10 protein-coding genes and 1 pseudogene are annotated in these 15102 nt (G+C 66.3%); 5 read left to right on the top strand and 6 right to left on the bottom strand.

What is annotated here, in order from left to right:
* Positions 1–37: 37 nt before the first annotated feature.
* Positions 38–1201, bottom strand: a complete 1164-nt coding sequence (locus PW947_RS29590; protein WP_299636505.1) for a M20 aminoacylase family protein — start codon at positions 1199–1201, stop codon at positions 38–40.
* A 131-nt stretch (positions 1202–1332) separates the two neighbouring features.
* On the opposite strand from PW947_RS29590, the gene PW947_RS29585 reads away from it, so the two are divergent.
* A complete protein-coding gene (locus tag PW947_RS29585) occupies positions 1333–2283 on the top strand; it encodes a LysR substrate-binding domain-containing protein (RefSeq protein WP_299636216.1) in 951 nt (316 codons plus the stop codon).
* Between the two features lie 27 nt (positions 2284–2310).
* Here PW947_RS29585 and PW947_RS29580 read toward each other — a convergent pair whose 3' ends face one another.
* Entirely contained in the window at positions 2311–3204 is an 894-nt protein-coding gene (locus PW947_RS29580) for a LysR family transcriptional regulator ArgP (RefSeq protein ID WP_299636214.1), read from the bottom strand.
* A 98-nt stretch (positions 3205–3302) separates the two neighbouring features.
* Between PW947_RS29580 and PW947_RS29575 the strand changes: the two genes are divergently transcribed.
* Positions 3303–3953, top strand: coding sequence for a LysE/ArgO family amino acid transporter (locus PW947_RS29575; protein WP_299636212.1), 651 nt, complete (start codon positions 3303–3305; stop codon positions 3951–3953).
* Positions 3954–4017: 64 nt separating this feature from the next.
* Here PW947_RS29575 and PW947_RS29570 read toward each other — a convergent pair whose 3' ends face one another.
* Entirely contained in the window at positions 4018–4521 is a 504-nt protein-coding gene (locus PW947_RS29570) for a DUF523 domain-containing protein (RefSeq protein WP_299636210.1), read from the bottom strand.
* 229 nt (positions 4522–4750) lie between these two features.
* On the opposite strand from PW947_RS29570, the gene PW947_RS29565 reads away from it, so the two are divergent.
* From PW947_RS29565 to PW947_RS29555, 3 genes are all read left to right on the top strand, one after another.
* Complete coding sequence (locus tag PW947_RS29565) at positions 4751–6205, top strand: GGDEF domain-containing protein (RefSeq protein ID WP_299636208.1); 1455 nt, start codon at positions 4751–4753, stop codon at positions 6203–6205.
* Positions 6206–6374: 169 nt separating this feature from the next.
* Positions 6375–6536, top strand: a complete 162-nt coding sequence (locus PW947_RS29560; RefSeq protein WP_299636206.1) for a DUF1328 family protein — start codon at positions 6375–6377, stop codon at positions 6534–6536.
* A 380-nt stretch (positions 6537–6916) separates the two neighbouring features.
* A complete protein-coding gene (locus PW947_RS29555) occupies positions 6917–7306 on the top strand; it encodes an SgcJ/EcaC family oxidoreductase (protein WP_299636204.1) in 390 nt (129 codons plus the stop codon).
* A gap of 86 nt (positions 7307–7392) precedes the next feature.
* On the opposite strand, the pseudogene uvrA reads toward PW947_RS29555, so the two are convergent.
* The 3 genes and pseudogenes from uvrA to PW947_RS29540 form a co-directional block, all read right to left on the bottom strand.
* A pseudogene (gene uvrA / locus PW947_RS29550) lies at positions 7393–13465 on the bottom strand (excinuclease ABC subunit UvrA).
* Between the two features lie 188 nt (positions 13466–13653).
* Positions 13654–14028 (bottom strand): single-stranded DNA-binding protein, encoded by a 375-nt coding sequence (locus PW947_RS29545; RefSeq protein ID WP_299636202.1) that lies wholly within the window; start codon positions 14026–14028, stop codon positions 13654–13656.
* A gap of 127 nt (positions 14029–14155) precedes the next feature.
* Positions 14156–15073: a LysR family transcriptional regulator gene (locus tag PW947_RS29540; protein WP_299636200.1), complete on the bottom strand. Its 918-nt coding sequence runs from the start codon at positions 15071–15073 to the stop codon at positions 14156–14158.
* Positions 15074–15102: the final 29 nt, after the last annotated feature.

Here is a 15102-nt window from a genome sequence, read left to right as displayed (position 1 = left end):
GTTGCTCCATGCGTACAGACGGCGAATCGAACCGCGCTCAGACCAGAAACGCTTCGGCGAGCCGCACCCAGTAGGCCGCGCCGGTCGCGAGGATGTCGTCGTTGAAGTCGTAGCCGGGGTTGTGCACCATGCAACCGCCCTCGCCGTCGCCATTGCCGATAATCAGATAGCTGCCCGCGCAGCGTTCAAGCAGGAACGCGAAGTCTTCGCTGCCGGTGAGCGGCTGCATATCCGGAATCAGACCGTCTTCGCCGAGCCAGTCGACCGCGACCTGTTTCGCGAATCCGGTCATGGCGACGTCGTTGACCAGCACCGGATAACGGCGCTGATAGTCGACCTCCGCGCGCGCGCCGTACACGGCCGCCTGCGCATGCACGACCTCGGTGATGCGCTGTTGCAGGAAGTCGCGCACTTCCGGGCGCAACGCGCGCACCGACAGCCGCATTTCAGCGCTTTCGGGAATCACGTTCGGCGCATCGCCCGCATGGATCGCGCCGACCGTGACGATCGCCATATCGAGCGGCGCGACGCCGCGCGACACGATGGTTTGCAATGCCAGCACGATCTGCGCGCACACCACCACCGGATCGATCGCCTTGTGCGGCACGGCGCCGTGTCCGCCGCGCCCGGTCACGGTGACGATCACCGTATCCGACGACGCCATGAACGAGCCCGGCATAAAACCGAGCTTGCCGGTCGGAAAACCCGGCATGTTGTGCAACGCAAACACCGCGTCGCACGGGAACGTCTCGAACAGACCGTCTTCGAGCATCTTGCGCGCGCCCGCCTGGCCTTCTTCGGCCGGCTGGAAAATCACGTTCAGCGTGCCGTCGAAGGATTTCGTCTGCGCGAGGTGTTTGGCTGCAGCGAGCAGGATTGCCGTGTGGCCGTCGTGACCGCACGCGTGCATCTTGCCGGCCAGTTTGCTGGCATACGGAAGACCGGTTTTCTCGTGGATCGGCAGCGCGTCCATGTCGGCGCGCAGGCCGAGCCGCCGGTTGCCGTTGCCCACTTTCAACTGACCGACGACGCCGGTTCGTCCCAGTCCGCGATGGACCGTGTAGCCCCATTCCGTCAGTTTTTCGGCGACCAGATCGCCGGTGGCGAACTCTTCGTAGGCCAGTTCCGGATGCGCGTGAATGCGGCGGCGCAGTTCGATCATCTCTTCTTCGAGGCCGGCGATGCCCGCCGGAATTGTCATCGTGTTCACGGTTGTCTCGCTCCAATGGGTGACAGCATCGAGCCAGCATAGCCAGCCGATTTTTTGTCCGGCAGGCGTAAAATCGTTTGACCGGCAACTACGGGTTGCCACCCTCTCGCGGCTTTTTCCAGATGAAACTGCATCAGCTCAATACCTTGGCGGCGATCGCGGATACCGGCAGTATCCGTGCGGCCGCGCGGACGATGGGTGTTTCACCGGCGGCGGTGACCAAGGCGGTGCGCGAGCTGGAGGCGGATCTGCGTGCGCCGCTGGTGGTGCGCAGCGCGAGCGGCGTCGCGTTCACCGAGTTCGGCCGGGCGCTGGTCGTGCATGCGCGGCTGGTGCTCGGCCAGTTGCGGCGTGCCGAAGCGGAAATCGAAGCGATGCGTGGTGCCGCCGCAGGCAAGCTGTCGATCGGCGTGACACCGTGGGTCGCGCTGACGTTTTTGCCGCCTGCGGTGCAGCGGTTTCGTCAGCGGATGCCGGATGTGCAACTGGAGTTTTTCGAAGGTTTGCTGGCGGTCGTGCAACCGCGTCTGCGTGACGGCAGTCTCGACTTTTCGATCGGGCGGCCGGCGCCCGCGTCGCCGCAATCGGAGTTTCACAACGTACCGCTGTTTTCGACGCACTCGGCGGTGGTCGCACGGCGCGATCATCCGAAGGCCGGTTGCCGCTCGTTGCTCGAACTCGGCGATGCCGAATGGGTGCTGAACTGGGACCCGGCAAGCCGCGATTCGATTGCGGACAATCTGTTCGGCAAACGCGGCATGCCGGTGCCGCGCACCATCCATCTCGCGCATTCGCTGGCGGTCGTGTTGGGGCTGCTCGCGCAAAGCGACATGCTGAGCATCTTTCCGTGGCCGCTGGTCGAACGCATCAGCAGCAAGGAAGATCTGTGGGCATTGCCGCTGCGCGAGACCGTCGATGAAACCATCGTCAGCATCACGTCGCGACGCGGTGCGCCCGTCAGCACCGCAGCGGCGTGTTTTCTGGATTGCCTGCGCGAAGTGATCGACGAAGGCGCGCGCTCGCAGGACGCCGCGCAGCGCCGGCTGTTTCACTCGATCGAACTGCTGCTGTAGCCGGACCCGGCGCGCCCGGGCGTCACTTCAGCCGAGCAGTTCCCCGGCGCGCTGCCGGACCATCGCGCCGAAATCGTCGAGCCAGCCGATCGACAGACGCCAGCTTTGCCAGTAGAGATCGACGTCGAGATGCTTACCCGGCGCGATCTCGATCAACTCGCCGCTGGCGAGATGCGGCGCGATCATCCGTTCCGGACACATGCCCCAGCCGAGACCCGTCACGCAGCCGCGCAGAAAGCCCGCCACGTGGGGAATCCAGTGCGTCGGCGGATCGAGTTCGGCGCGGGTGATGCGTCGCACGAAACGCGCTTGCAACTGGTCTTTCGGATTGAAATCGACGCATGGCGCGCGGCCCAGCGTGTCGCGATTCACGCCGTCGGCGAAATAGCGCGCGAAGAACGCGGGCGCGCATACCGCCCGGTAACGCATCCGGCCCAGCCGCGTCGAACGGCAACCCTGGATCGGTTCCGCCTGCGTCGTCACCGCGCCTTGTACGCTGCCGTCGCGGATCAGCTGCGCGGTGTGATCCTGATCGTCGATCACGAGATCGAGCAGCATCTCACGCTCGACGCAAAACGGCGCAACCGCATCGACGAACCACGTACCGACGCTGTCGTCGTTGACGGCCACCCGCAAGGTCGGCCAGCGCGCCATCCGCATGCCCGGCGACGCGGGCGCGTGGCCGGTCAATTCCGCTTCCAGCAACTGCACGCGCTCGGTATGACGGCACAGCAGCGCGCCCGCCGTGGTCGCGACGCACGGCTGACCGCGCTTGACCAGCACGCTGCCGACGCGCTCCTCCAGCAGCTTCACGCGCTGCGATACCGCCGACGGCGTGACGTTCAATTCGCTCGCGGCGCGATCGAACGAGCCGTGCCGCACGACGGCAGCCAGCGCGTCGAGCAACGCATAATCCAGCATTAGCGTTCCTTAATCAGAGTTAGCCAAATTAGCTTCTCTTACGAGTAGCGACACGGCAGACTAGCGCCAATTCGTCACCCCCGTCTACTGGATCGATTATGGATTGGCTCGCTTTTTCTCACGGCGCCGCATTGTGCGCGTCGTTGATCGTCACGATTGGCGCTCAAAACGCGTATGTGCTGCGACAAGGCATCATGCGCGCGCATGTCGGCAAGATCGTCGCGTTGTGCCTGGTGTCGGACTGCGTGCTGATCGGACTCGGTGTGGGCGGCGCGTCGGTGCTGGTCGAACGGTATCCGGTCTTCGTCCATACGATGCTCTACGTCGGGCTCGCGTATCTCGCGTGGTTCGGCATCAACGCGCTGCGCCGCGCATGGCGGCCCGGTCACGCGGTACTCGACGTGAATCCGCAAACCGCCGCGCGTGACGCACAGGCTCCGGATACGGTCACACCGCAAGCGCAACGCGCGATCCCCGTGATCCTGATGACGCTGGCGCTGACGTGGCTCAATCCGCACGTTTATCTCGACACGTTCCTGCTGATCGGCACGGCGGGCGCGCGTGAACCGGACGGCTCGCGCGTCGCGTTCGCGGTCGGCGCGATGGCGGTCAGTTGCGTGTGGTTTCTCGCGCTGGGCTATGGCGCGCGTGCGCTTGCGCCGCTTTTCCGGCGTGCTACGGCGTGGCGCATTCTGGACGGCGCGATCGGCAGCATGGTGTTGTTGCTGGCCGTCACGCAATTGCGCTGAGGCGCTGAAACTGTGAGATCCGGTGCGCGCCGGAGCGATGCTTCGGCCGCAGGTTAGCGCGTGATCAGGACTTCCGCGCTTCGTCGGCGGCAATTGCGTCGGCGAGTTCCGCAATCTGCGTGTGCGCAAACACGCGAATGCCGTGCCGCCGCAACAGCGCGGCCGTGACGCCCTCGCCATCGAGCGTGGCGCCGCTGAAACTCCCGTCATACACAAATCCGCTGCCGCACGACGGACTGCCGTCGGCGAGCAGCGCGTACCCGCACCCTTCCTCCTGCGCGCGTTGCAGCGCGTGTTCCGCTCCGGCGATAAACATCGCGGTGACGTCGTCGCCGGTAGCGTCGGCAATCGTCGCCGCGCCGTCCAGCACGTCCGCGCCCACGCGACGCAACTGGATCTCGGCCGGCGGACGCGGCGTGCCGAATCCCGCCGCCACTTCCGGACACACGATCACGAGCCGCCCTTCGTCGCGCCACGTCTGGACAATCGCGTCGCGCGCGGTCTTGGCGAGACCGTTGTAGCGAACCGGCAAGCCGGCAAGACAGGCGCTGACGAGAATCTTGCTCATGGTTCCAGACGGTGACGGTTAAAAAGACGCGGGCCATGCGCCGTCGGAACGGCGCGCCACGCGGCCATCATAACGTCGATCCGGCGCACGTCGCAGCCGCCGTCTCAAGAATCCAGCCCGCTCCGCCGATAACCCACATGTCGGCATCCGTCGCGCGAAGCGCACGTCGCACCGCGCCGGAAAGCCGCCACCGAATCTTCGCGCCCACTTTTCACCCGATTCCCGCGACATGAAAAGCAGCATCATGAGCCTGTCGGTCAGTCGACAGCAAGCCGTCGCCGCCACCGCGGTCGCCGCGTTCATCGTGGCGACGGTGCTGGCCGTATTGCGCTTCGCCAGCGTCCCCGGCCCGACCATCACGCCCTTCCTGCCGATGTTCGCGATGGCCGTGCTGTTCACCGAAGGCCTGACCGCGTATCTGCTGTGGACGCAGTTCATGATCACGCGCCAGCCGTTTCTCGCCGCGCTCGGCGGCGCTTACGGCTACACCGCCGTCGCCGTCGCGATCCAGTTGCCGGTGTTTCCCGGCGTGTTTTCGCCGACCGGTCTGCTCGGCGCGGGACCGCAAAGCGCGGTGCTGATCTGGGCGTTCTGGCACGCGGGCACGCCGCTGCTGATGATCGCAGCGCTGTTCGTCGGACGGTGTTTTCCCGCCGCGCTCGGACCGGCCCGCCCCGCGCGGCGGATCGGGGCTGCGTTGTTCGGCTTGCCGGTGTGCGCGTCGGTGGCGGTGTGTGCGCTGGCAATTCACGGTGCATCGTGGCTGCCGGACCTGATTTCCGGCGGCTCGTACAAAGCGCTGCTGACCAGCCCGACCGGCATCGCGATCGGCATCCTCAGCGTCACGGCGCTCGGCTATGCGGTCGTCACGACGCGGCTGCGCACATTGCTCGACCTGTGGCTCAGCGTCGCGTTGCTGGCCGGTCTCGCGGATGTCGCGCTGACGATGTTCGCGAGTTCGCGCTATAGCGTCGGCTGGTACGTCGCGCGGATGGAATCGGTGCTGGCGTCGAGCACGGTACTCGGCGTCTTGATCTGGGAAATCAGCCACCTGTACCGCGAATTACATGCGGCCAACGCGCAGCTCAGCGAATTCGCCGCGCGCGACGGCCTGACCGGCCTCTACAACCGCCGCGCGTTCGACGACCGTTACCGGCAAGCGCTCGACCATGCGCACACCAACCGCGGCGCGCTGTCGATCCTGATGATCGACATCGATCATTTCAAGCGCTACAACGACACGCTCGGTCATTTGCACGGCGACCAGTGCCTGATCGCCGTCGCGCACGCATTGCAGGGCGCGCTGCGGCGCAACAGCGATTTCGTCGCCCGCTATGGCGGCGAGGAGTTCGTCGTGGTGTTGCCGGACTGCGAGCACGATATGGCCGCGCGAATCGGCGAATCGCTGCGCAAAGCCGTCGCGCGACTCGCGATCGACGGACCGTTCACCGAAGCCGGACACGTGACCGCGTCGGTGGGCATCGCCACATTCAGCGAAGCGAGCCACGCGCCCGCCGTCGATCTGCTCGCCCACGCCGACGCCGCGCTCTATCGCGCGAAAGCGGCCGGACGCGATCGCGTCGCCGCGTGGCCGGACGCTTCCACCACGACCGTTTGCGCCACGCCCGCCACGCCATCGGCACAGCCGGTCGAGCGCACCGTGGCGACCGGCAACGCGGCCTGACGCGCCCGACGCGCCCTCCCGAACAGCATGGCCCGAACGGGCACACGGGTTGCTGTAGCAGGCTCGGCGGCACAGTTGCCTTGCGCTTCGCGTCGATGTCGGCGAATCCAGATGACTACAGCCGGCCTGATTCAATCCAACGTGTGCCAAATTATCGGAAGGGGGCCTCATGCTTCGCTACGCAGCTATTTTCTTCATCATCGCCATCATCGCGGCCGTGTTCGGCTTTGGCGGCATCGCGGCCGGCGCGGCGGAAATCGCGAAGGTGCTGTTCTTCATCTTCGTGGTGATCTTCCTCGTGACGCTGCTGATGGGCGTGATGCGACGGTGAGTCCGGCGCTCGACTGACACTCGCCGTGGGCCGCCCGGCCCGCGGCCATGCAGGTTCGACGCGTCGTCCCGCACACGCGCGAGACTCGCGCAACGCGGCGCACGACGCGCAAGCGTTCACCGGTCAACGGACGATAGGAACTCAGGTCACGTGCACGGACGGTTGAACGAAGCGCTGCGGCAAGTCCCCTTGCCCGTTGCAATAGTTGCCGACTCCGCTTGCAATACTTGCGGACCACGCTGAACGATCGCGTGATCAAGTGGCCCGCCGTGCGATGCACGGCGGGCCACACCATTTTTGCCGGGCGTTGACGCAGTCGACCGCGCGGCTTGAAAATTCGAGGTTTGGCGAATGCGCCAGGTGAATCAGGGAAGGCCGACATGACAGATGACGAACGCGCGATTCGCGCACTGGTGGACACGTGGATGTCCGCGACACAGGCTGGCGACTACACGGCCGTGCTGGGCCTGATGGCCGACGACGTGGTGTTTCTGGTGCCGGGCCAGGCACCGTTCGGCAAGGCGGCGTTTGCGGCATCGGTGGAGATGCAGAAGGCGTACCGGATCGACGCGAAAGGCGAGATCCAGGAGTTGCAGATACTCGGCGACTGGGCGTTCATGCGCAATGCGCTCGACATCACGATCACGCCGCCGCACGGCGCGGGTCCGTCGATGCGTCATACCGGTCATACGCTGACTATTCTGCGTAAGGAAACCGACGGCCGATGGCTGCTGGCACGCGACGCGAACATGGTGACGCCGGTGGCGTAAGCGCGCGGTCGTACGATGGCGCGATGCAAAAAAAAAACGCGGCACGTGCCGCGTTTTTTTATGTGAGCGCAGAGATCCGCGCATGCCTAGCCGTGCGTGCCGTCACCCTTTTCGATCGCAGCCGTGACCGCCGACGCCGCAGCCGACGCCGCGTCCTCGCTCGCGACACGCGCCAGCACCGGCATCAACGCCACACCCGTGTGGCTCGCCTTCACCTTGACCAGCCCTTCCGGGTCGGTCGCGGCGACGATCCGGCCGCCACCCACGCCGCCTTCCGGACCGAGATCGATGATCCAGTCGGCTTCGGCGATCACGTCGAGATCGTGTTCGATCACCACCACACTGTGGCCGCCGTCGGCCAGACGATGCAGCACCTTGATCAGGCGCGCGACGTCGGCCATGTGCAATCCGACCGTCGGCTCGTCGAGCACGTACAGCGTATGCGGCGGCTTCTGGCCGCGTCGCGTGATGTCGTCGCGAACCTTGCTCAACTCGGTGACGAGCTTGATCCGTTGCGCCTCGCCGCCCGACAGCGTCGGCGACGGCTGACCGAGCGTCAGATAGCCCAGCCCGACGTCTTTCATCAGTTGCAACGGATGCGCGATATTCGTGATCGGCGCGAAGAATTCGACCGCTTCGTCGATTTCCATCGTCAGCACGTCGCCGATATTCTTGCCGCGCCACGTCACCGCGAGCGTTTCCGGATTGAAGCGCTGGCCGTGACAGACGTCGCAACCGACCTTCACGTCGGGCAGGAAGCTCATGCCGATCGTTCTGACGCCCTGCCCTTCGCAGGCCGGGCATCGTCCGTCGCCGGTATTGAACGAGAACCGCGACGCGCTGTAGCCGCGCGCACGTGCTTCGAGCGTGCCCGCGAACAGCTTGCGGATCGCGTCCCACACGCCGATATACGTGGCCGGACACGAGCGCGGCGTCTTGCCGATCGGCGTCTGATCGACTTCGAGCACGCGGTCAATGGTTTCCCAACCCGTCACCGATTCGCAACCTTGCCACTGATGCGTGACATTCAGTTGCGCGCGCGGCGCACTGCGCGCGAGCACGCTGCTGCGACGGTTCGCGGCGGGCGCGGTGTCGTCCGATGCGGCCTTGCGCGCACGCCGCGTGGCCGGTGACGACAGCACCGAACGCCCCACCGCATCCAGCAGATTGGTCATCAGCACATCACGCGCCAACGTGGACTTGCCCGAGCCGCTGACACCCGTGACCACCACCAGCCGCGACAGCGGCACACCCACGGTGACATCGCGCAGATTGTGCAGGTTTGCGCCGTGCACGGTCAGCCACTGTTCCGGCACCGCCGCCGATTTCTTCGACGCCGCCGCAACCGGCCGGCGCGGCTGCAACGGATGGACGATCGGACGCGCGAGGAACTGCCCGGTCAGCGAATCCGGTTGCGCGGACAGCGCCGCGACGTCGCCCTGCGCGACCAGCGTGCCGCCGCGCTTGCCCGCGCCCGGCCCGATATCGATGATGTGGTCCGCGCGACGAATGGTGTCTTCGTCGTGTTCGACGACGACCAGCGTATTGCCTTTATCGCCGAGCTTTTTCAACGCGTTCAGCAGGATCTGGTTGTCGCGCGGATGCAGGCCGATGGTCGGCTCGTCGAGCACATAGCAGACGCCTTGCAGATTGCTGCCCAGCTGCGCGGCCAGACGGATGCGCTGCGCCTCGCCGCCCGACAGGCTCGGCGCGGCCCGATCCAGACTCAGATAACCGAGCCCGACTTCTTCGAGAAACTGCAAACGGCTGCCGATCTCGCTGACCACGTCACGCGCGATATCCGCTTCACGGCCCGTCAGCGCCAGCGCGTCGATCCATTTGCGCGTGTCGCTGACGGTCCATCGCGCGACATCGACGATGGCCTGCGCGTCGAACGTGACCGCACGCGCGATGTCGTTCAGACGCGTGCCTTGACAATCCGGACACGGTTCGTCGGCGAGACCTTCCGGTTCCACTTCCTCCGACGGCAAGCTCTGCTCGCGGCCGCGATTGTCGTCGACGGTCACGGTGTCGTCGTAGGCGGCGCGCTGTTCGCGCGTCAACGCGAGGCCCGTGCCGACGCAGGTGGTGCACCAGCCGTGCTTGCTGTTGTACGAGAACATCCGCGGATCGAGTTCCGGGTAGCTCGTGCCGCACACCGGACATGCGCGCCGGGTGGACAGCACCTTCAGCGTGCCGAGACCGAGCGTGCTTTTACCGCTGTGCAGCTTGTCCTGCAAACCGTCGAGCGGCGACAGCAGATGCATCACGCCCTTGCCGACTTCGAGCGTCGCGTCGAGCGCGGCGCGCAGTGCGGCCTCGTTGTCCGCCGACACGACGAGATCCGCGACCGGGAGTTCGATCGTGTGTTCGCGGAAGCGGTCGAGCTTCGGCCACGGGTCCACCGGCACGAACTCGCCGTCCACGCGCAAATGCGTATTGCCGCGCGCCTTCGCCCACTTCGCGAGGTCGGTATAGACGCCCTTGCGGTTGACGACCAGCGGCGCGAGCAGCCCGACGTGTTCACCCTTGTGATCGCGCAGCAACTGCGCCGCGATCGATTCGACGCTCTGCGCGGTGACCGGCGTGCCGTCGTGAATGCAGTGCTGCAAGCCGAGCTTCACGTACAGCAGCCGCAGGAAATGCCAGACTTCCGACGTGGTCGCCACCGTGCTCTTGCGGCCGCCGCGCGACAGACGCTGCTCGATCGCGACCGTGGGCGGAATCCCGTAGACGGCGTCCACTTCCGGACGGCCGGCCGGTTGCACGATGGAGCGCGCATACGCGTTCAGCGATTCCAGATAGCGACGCTGCCCTTCGTGGAACAGGATGTCGAACGCGAGCGTGGACTTGCCCGATCCCGGACACGCCGGTAATCACGTTGAACTTGCCGTGCGGAATATCGACGTCGAGCGCTTTCAGGTTGTGTTCGCGCGCGTTGACGATCCGCACCACGTCTTCGCCTTCGATCGCGCGCCGCGCCCGCGCCGCGCTCAGCGCGGTCTGCAACGGCATCCCGTGCGAGCCGGCGTCGCGCGCTTCCGGGGTATCCAGCGGCACGCCCATCGCCCGGTCGTAATGCACCAGCGCTTCGCCGGTATGCGATCCGGGACACAGCTTGACGTCGTCGGGCGTGCCCGCGCACAGCACGCGCCCGCCGCCGTCGCCGCCTTCGGGGCCGAGATCGATAAGCCAGTCCGCCGCGCGGATCACGTCGAGGTTATGCTCGATCACGATCAGCGAGTGGCCGCTCGCGAGCAGCTTGCCGAACGCCTGCATCAGCTTCGCGATGTCGTCGAAATGCAGACCGGTGGTCGGTTCGTCGAACATGAACAGGCGCTGCGGCACTTTCTTCGCGCCGCGCGCGCTACGCGTCTGCGCGGCTTCGGCGAGGAAACCCGCGAGTTTCAGACGCTGCGCTTCACCGCCCGACAAGGTCGGCACCGGTTGACCGAGCTTCACGTATTCCAGACCGACATCGACGATAGGTTGCAGCACGCGCAGCACTTCGGCGTCAGCGGAAAAATACGCCGCCGCTTCGCTGACCGTCAGTTCCAGCACGTCGGCGATGCTCAATGCACGCGACGGCGCCCCGCGCTCGATCTTCACCTCCAGCAGTTCCGCGCGATAACGACGGCCGTCGCAATCCGGACACCGGAGATAGACGTCGCTCAGAAACTGCATTTCGATATGTTCGAAGCCCGAGCCGCCGCAGGTCGGACACCGGCCGTCGCCCGAATTGAAGCTGAACATGCCCGCCGTATAGCTGCGTTGCAGCGCAAGCGGCGCCTTCGCGAACAGCTTGCGGATTTCGTCGAACGCACCGACGTAGCTGGCCGGATTCGAGCGCGCGGTCTTGCCGATCGGCGACTGATCGACGAACACCACTTCGTCGATCTGCTCCGCGCCGCTCAGGCTGCGGAACGCGCCCGGCGATTCCGTCGCGACGCCGAGCTGGCGCGCCATGGCCGGATACAGCACGTCCTGGATCAGCGTGGATTTGCCGGAGCCGGACACACCCGTGACCACCACCAGATGCCCGAGCGGAATCTCGACGGTGACGTCCTGCAGGTTGTGCTGGCTTGCGCCTTCGAGCGTGATGCGCGGCGTGTCGGGCGTGACCGGACGCGACGTCCAGTGCGCGGCGTCCGCGACATGACGGCGGCCGCCGAGGTATTCGCCGGTCAGCGTGCCGGACGAACGGATCGCGTTCGGCTCGCCGTCGTAGATGATCGTGCCGCCGCGCTCGCCGGGGCCGGGGCCCATGTCGATCAGCCGGTCCGCCGCCAGCATCACCGACGGATCGTGCTCGACCACGACCAGCGTATTACCCGCGTCGCGCAGCCGGTGCATCGCTTCGACGATCCGGTTCAGGTCGCGCGGATGCAGGCCGATGCTCGGCTCGTCGAGCACGAACAGCGTCTTGGTCAGCGACGTGCCGAGCGCGGTGGTCAGGTTGATCCGTTGCACTTCGCCGCCCGACAGCGTGCGGCTCTGGCGGTCCAGCGTCAGATAGCCGAGCCCGACGTCGCACAGATATTTGAGGCGCGTTCGCACTTCGGCGAGCAGCAGTTTCAGCGCGTCGTCGAGCAATGCGGACGGCAACGTGATGTCGTCGAAAAACCGGCGGATGCGCTCGATCGGCAGCAGCATCAGATCGTGCACGGTCAGACCGGGCAACGCTTCGAGTTGCGGCTGCTGCCAGTCGACGCCGCGCGGCATGAAACGCTTCGCGGCCGGCAGCACGGCGTCGGCGTTCGGCTTGCTGCCCAGACGCCACAGCAGCGATTCCGTCTTCAGACGCGCGCCGCCGCAGGTTTCGCACGGCGTGTAGCTGCGATATTTCGACAGCAGCACGCGAATATGCATCTTGTACGCCTTCGACTCCAGATAGCCGAAAAAGCGCTTCACGCCGTACCAGTGCGTTTCCCACTTGCCGTTCCAGTCCGGCGATCCTTCGATCACCCAGTCGCGCTCTTTCTGCGTCAACTCGGACCACGGCACCCCCGCGCGCACGCCGGCCTTCGCCGCGTAACGCAGCAGGTCGTCTTGCGCCTCTTTCCACGCGGGTGTTTGCAGCGTCTTGATCGCGCCGCCGCGCAGCGTTTTGCGCGCGTCGGGGATCACCAGCCCCAGATCCACGCCGATCACCCGACCGAAGCCGCGGCAGGTTTCGCACGCGCCGTAGGCCGAATTGAACGAGAACAGCGCGGGTTGAGGATCGGCGTAGCGCAGGTCGCTGTCGGGATTGTGCAGCCCGGTGGAAAAGCGCCAGATCTGCGGCGCGTCCGGTGACGCCGCGCCTTCCTGCGCGGGCGGCAACACGTACACATCGACCCGGCCGCCGCCGCGCTTCAGCGACGCTTCGATCGCTTCGAGCACGCGGGCTTTGTCGACCTGACGCAGACGGAAACGGTCGGCGACCACGTCGAGCAGCTTGCGCGGCCCGGTGGGCGTCTGCACAGCGCGCTGCGCCTGGACGCGCGTATAGCCGCTCGCGGACAGCCATTGCGCGACTTCGTCGTCGGTGGCGGTGTCGGGGAGTTCGACCGGGAACGTGATCGCGATGCGAGGATCGTCGGCTTCGGTGCGCGCGAGCAGGTCGGCGTAAATCGTTTCGGGCGAGTCGTGACGGACCGGTTGCGCGGTCTTTTTGTCGAACAGTTCGGCCGCGCGCGCGTAAAGCAGCTTCAGATGGTCGTTCAACTCGGTCATCGTGCCGACCGTGGAGCGCGAACTGCGCACCGGATTGGTCTGGTCGATCGCGATGGCAGGCGGCACGCCGTCGACCCGGTCCACTTGCGGACGGTCCATCCGGTCGAGAAACTGCCGCGCGTACGCGCTGAAGGTTTCGACATAGCGCCGCTGCCCTTCGGCGTACAGCGTGTCGAATACGAGGCTCGACTTGCCGGAACCGGACGGCCCCGTGACGACCGTCATCTGACCGGTATGCAGGTCGAGATCGACGTTCTTCAGATTGTGCTGACGCGCGCCGCGAATCCGGATCGTGCCGCCCGTCTTGCTGTGCGGCGTGTCGGGCGTTGCTTCGGGCGCGTTCGCGCCGTCGGCGCCGGTCGCGCGCATGTCGTGGGAGGAGCCGTGTTTGCCGTTTTTACCGTTGGATGCCAATTTGTCCGACCGTCTGAATGAGTGGGTCAAGTCTCGCTAGCGGCACGTGGCGTGCCCGCCGGAGCGGCGCCGGCTCGCCGTTCGCGCGACCGGGTGCGGCGCGCGGACGGCGATGCGTGGTGCCGGTTGCACACCGGCGTCGCCGAAGGATTTCAGGCGGACACTATACTGTATGTTTATACAGTCTGCACGGCACGATCGCGTACCGTCCGGCACGATCAACCGCCGTCGTCCACGTCCTCGCCGGGCAGCGGGTCGTTGGGCGGATTGCCGCTCAACGTATTGCGCTTGCGGCGCAATTCGTACGACGTCAGCAAGCCGTGCGCGACCATATCGAGCGCGGGTTTGACGAGGCCGTTGCGGTCGGTCCAGACCTTCGGCGTCAGCGCGCCGGTCAGCGCCACCGAGTCCGCGTCCGACAGTTCGAGCAACGCCGCCTGCACGGTGTCGTCGAACGCGATCACGTTGACGAACAGCGTGTCGCCGTCACCGGCGGTCGCCCGTACCTTGCACTTCACGAAACGCGTGCCGTTCTGTCCGGTGCGGATTTGCGCCTCGCCGTACAACCGCCCGCTTACGAGCCCATCGATCATCTCCGCACTCCTTCGTCTTTATTGCAGATTCCGCGCGGCAAAGCGCCTCGCGTCGAACGCGCCATGATCCCACGATTCGGCGGCGGGCCGGCTGTGCGCCTGCCGTGCGCCTGGGTTCGCGACGCGGTCAGGCGAACAGGTCGAGGCCCTGCACGAGCCGTTTGGCGAGGCGCGGCTGACGCAGCTGATCGAGCCACCATTGCAATGCGCGGCCTTCCTGATCGCCGCGCCAGCCGACGTACAGCACGTTCGGCTCGCGCGGATCGGCGGTGGGCTTTTCGACCAGCTCGCCGCGCTTGAGCAACGACGCCACCCGATGACGCGGCACCCATCCGACGCCCAGCCCTTCGCGCTGCGCGGCGATTTTGGCGCGCATGCCCGGCACCGCGAGCGACGGCTGTCCGCCTACCAGCCCGTAAGCACGCGCGGCCGTGGTACGGGCGGAATCGGCGACCACCACCGCGCGATGCGCGGCGATCCGCTCGCGTCGCAACGGGCCTTTTTCGGCCGCCAGCGGATGACGCGGCGACACCGCGAACGCCCACTCCATCACGCCGAGTTCGAACCAGCGCAGTCCGGGAATCGCGGGCGGCTCGTTGGTCGCGCCGACGATCAGGTCCGCGCGGCCGTCGCGCAGCGCTTCCCACGTGCCGCCCAGCACTTCGGTGGTGATGCGCAGCTTGACGCCCGACTGCAAGCCGTCGAACGCGCGCACGACCGGCATCAGCGTGTCGAATTCGAGGATCTCGTCGGTGACGATCCACAGACGGTCTTCCCAGCCGCTCGCAATTTGCCGGACGCGTTGCGTCATCCGCGCGACGTCCTGCATCAGGCGCGCGGCTTCGTCGGCGAGCAACTGACCGGCGGGCGTCAGTTGCAGCCGGTAGCGGCGGCGATCGAACAGCAGCGCGTCGAACCGCGTTTCCAGTTGCCGCGCCGCGTGCGACACCGTGGACGGCGCTTTACCGAGCCGCGCCGCCGCGCGCGACAGGCTGCCGCTGTCGCGGATCGCCTCCAGCAAGCCCAGTTCGTCTTCCGACAACATGTGCAACTCCTTCGAACGAGTTCGTCGGA

This window comes from Paraburkholderia sp., from assembly GCF_028283785.1.
Taxonomy (GTDB): Bacteria; Pseudomonadota; Gammaproteobacteria; order Burkholderiales; family Burkholderiaceae; genus Paraburkholderia.
This window is presented reverse-complemented; position numbering and strand designations above follow the sequence as displayed.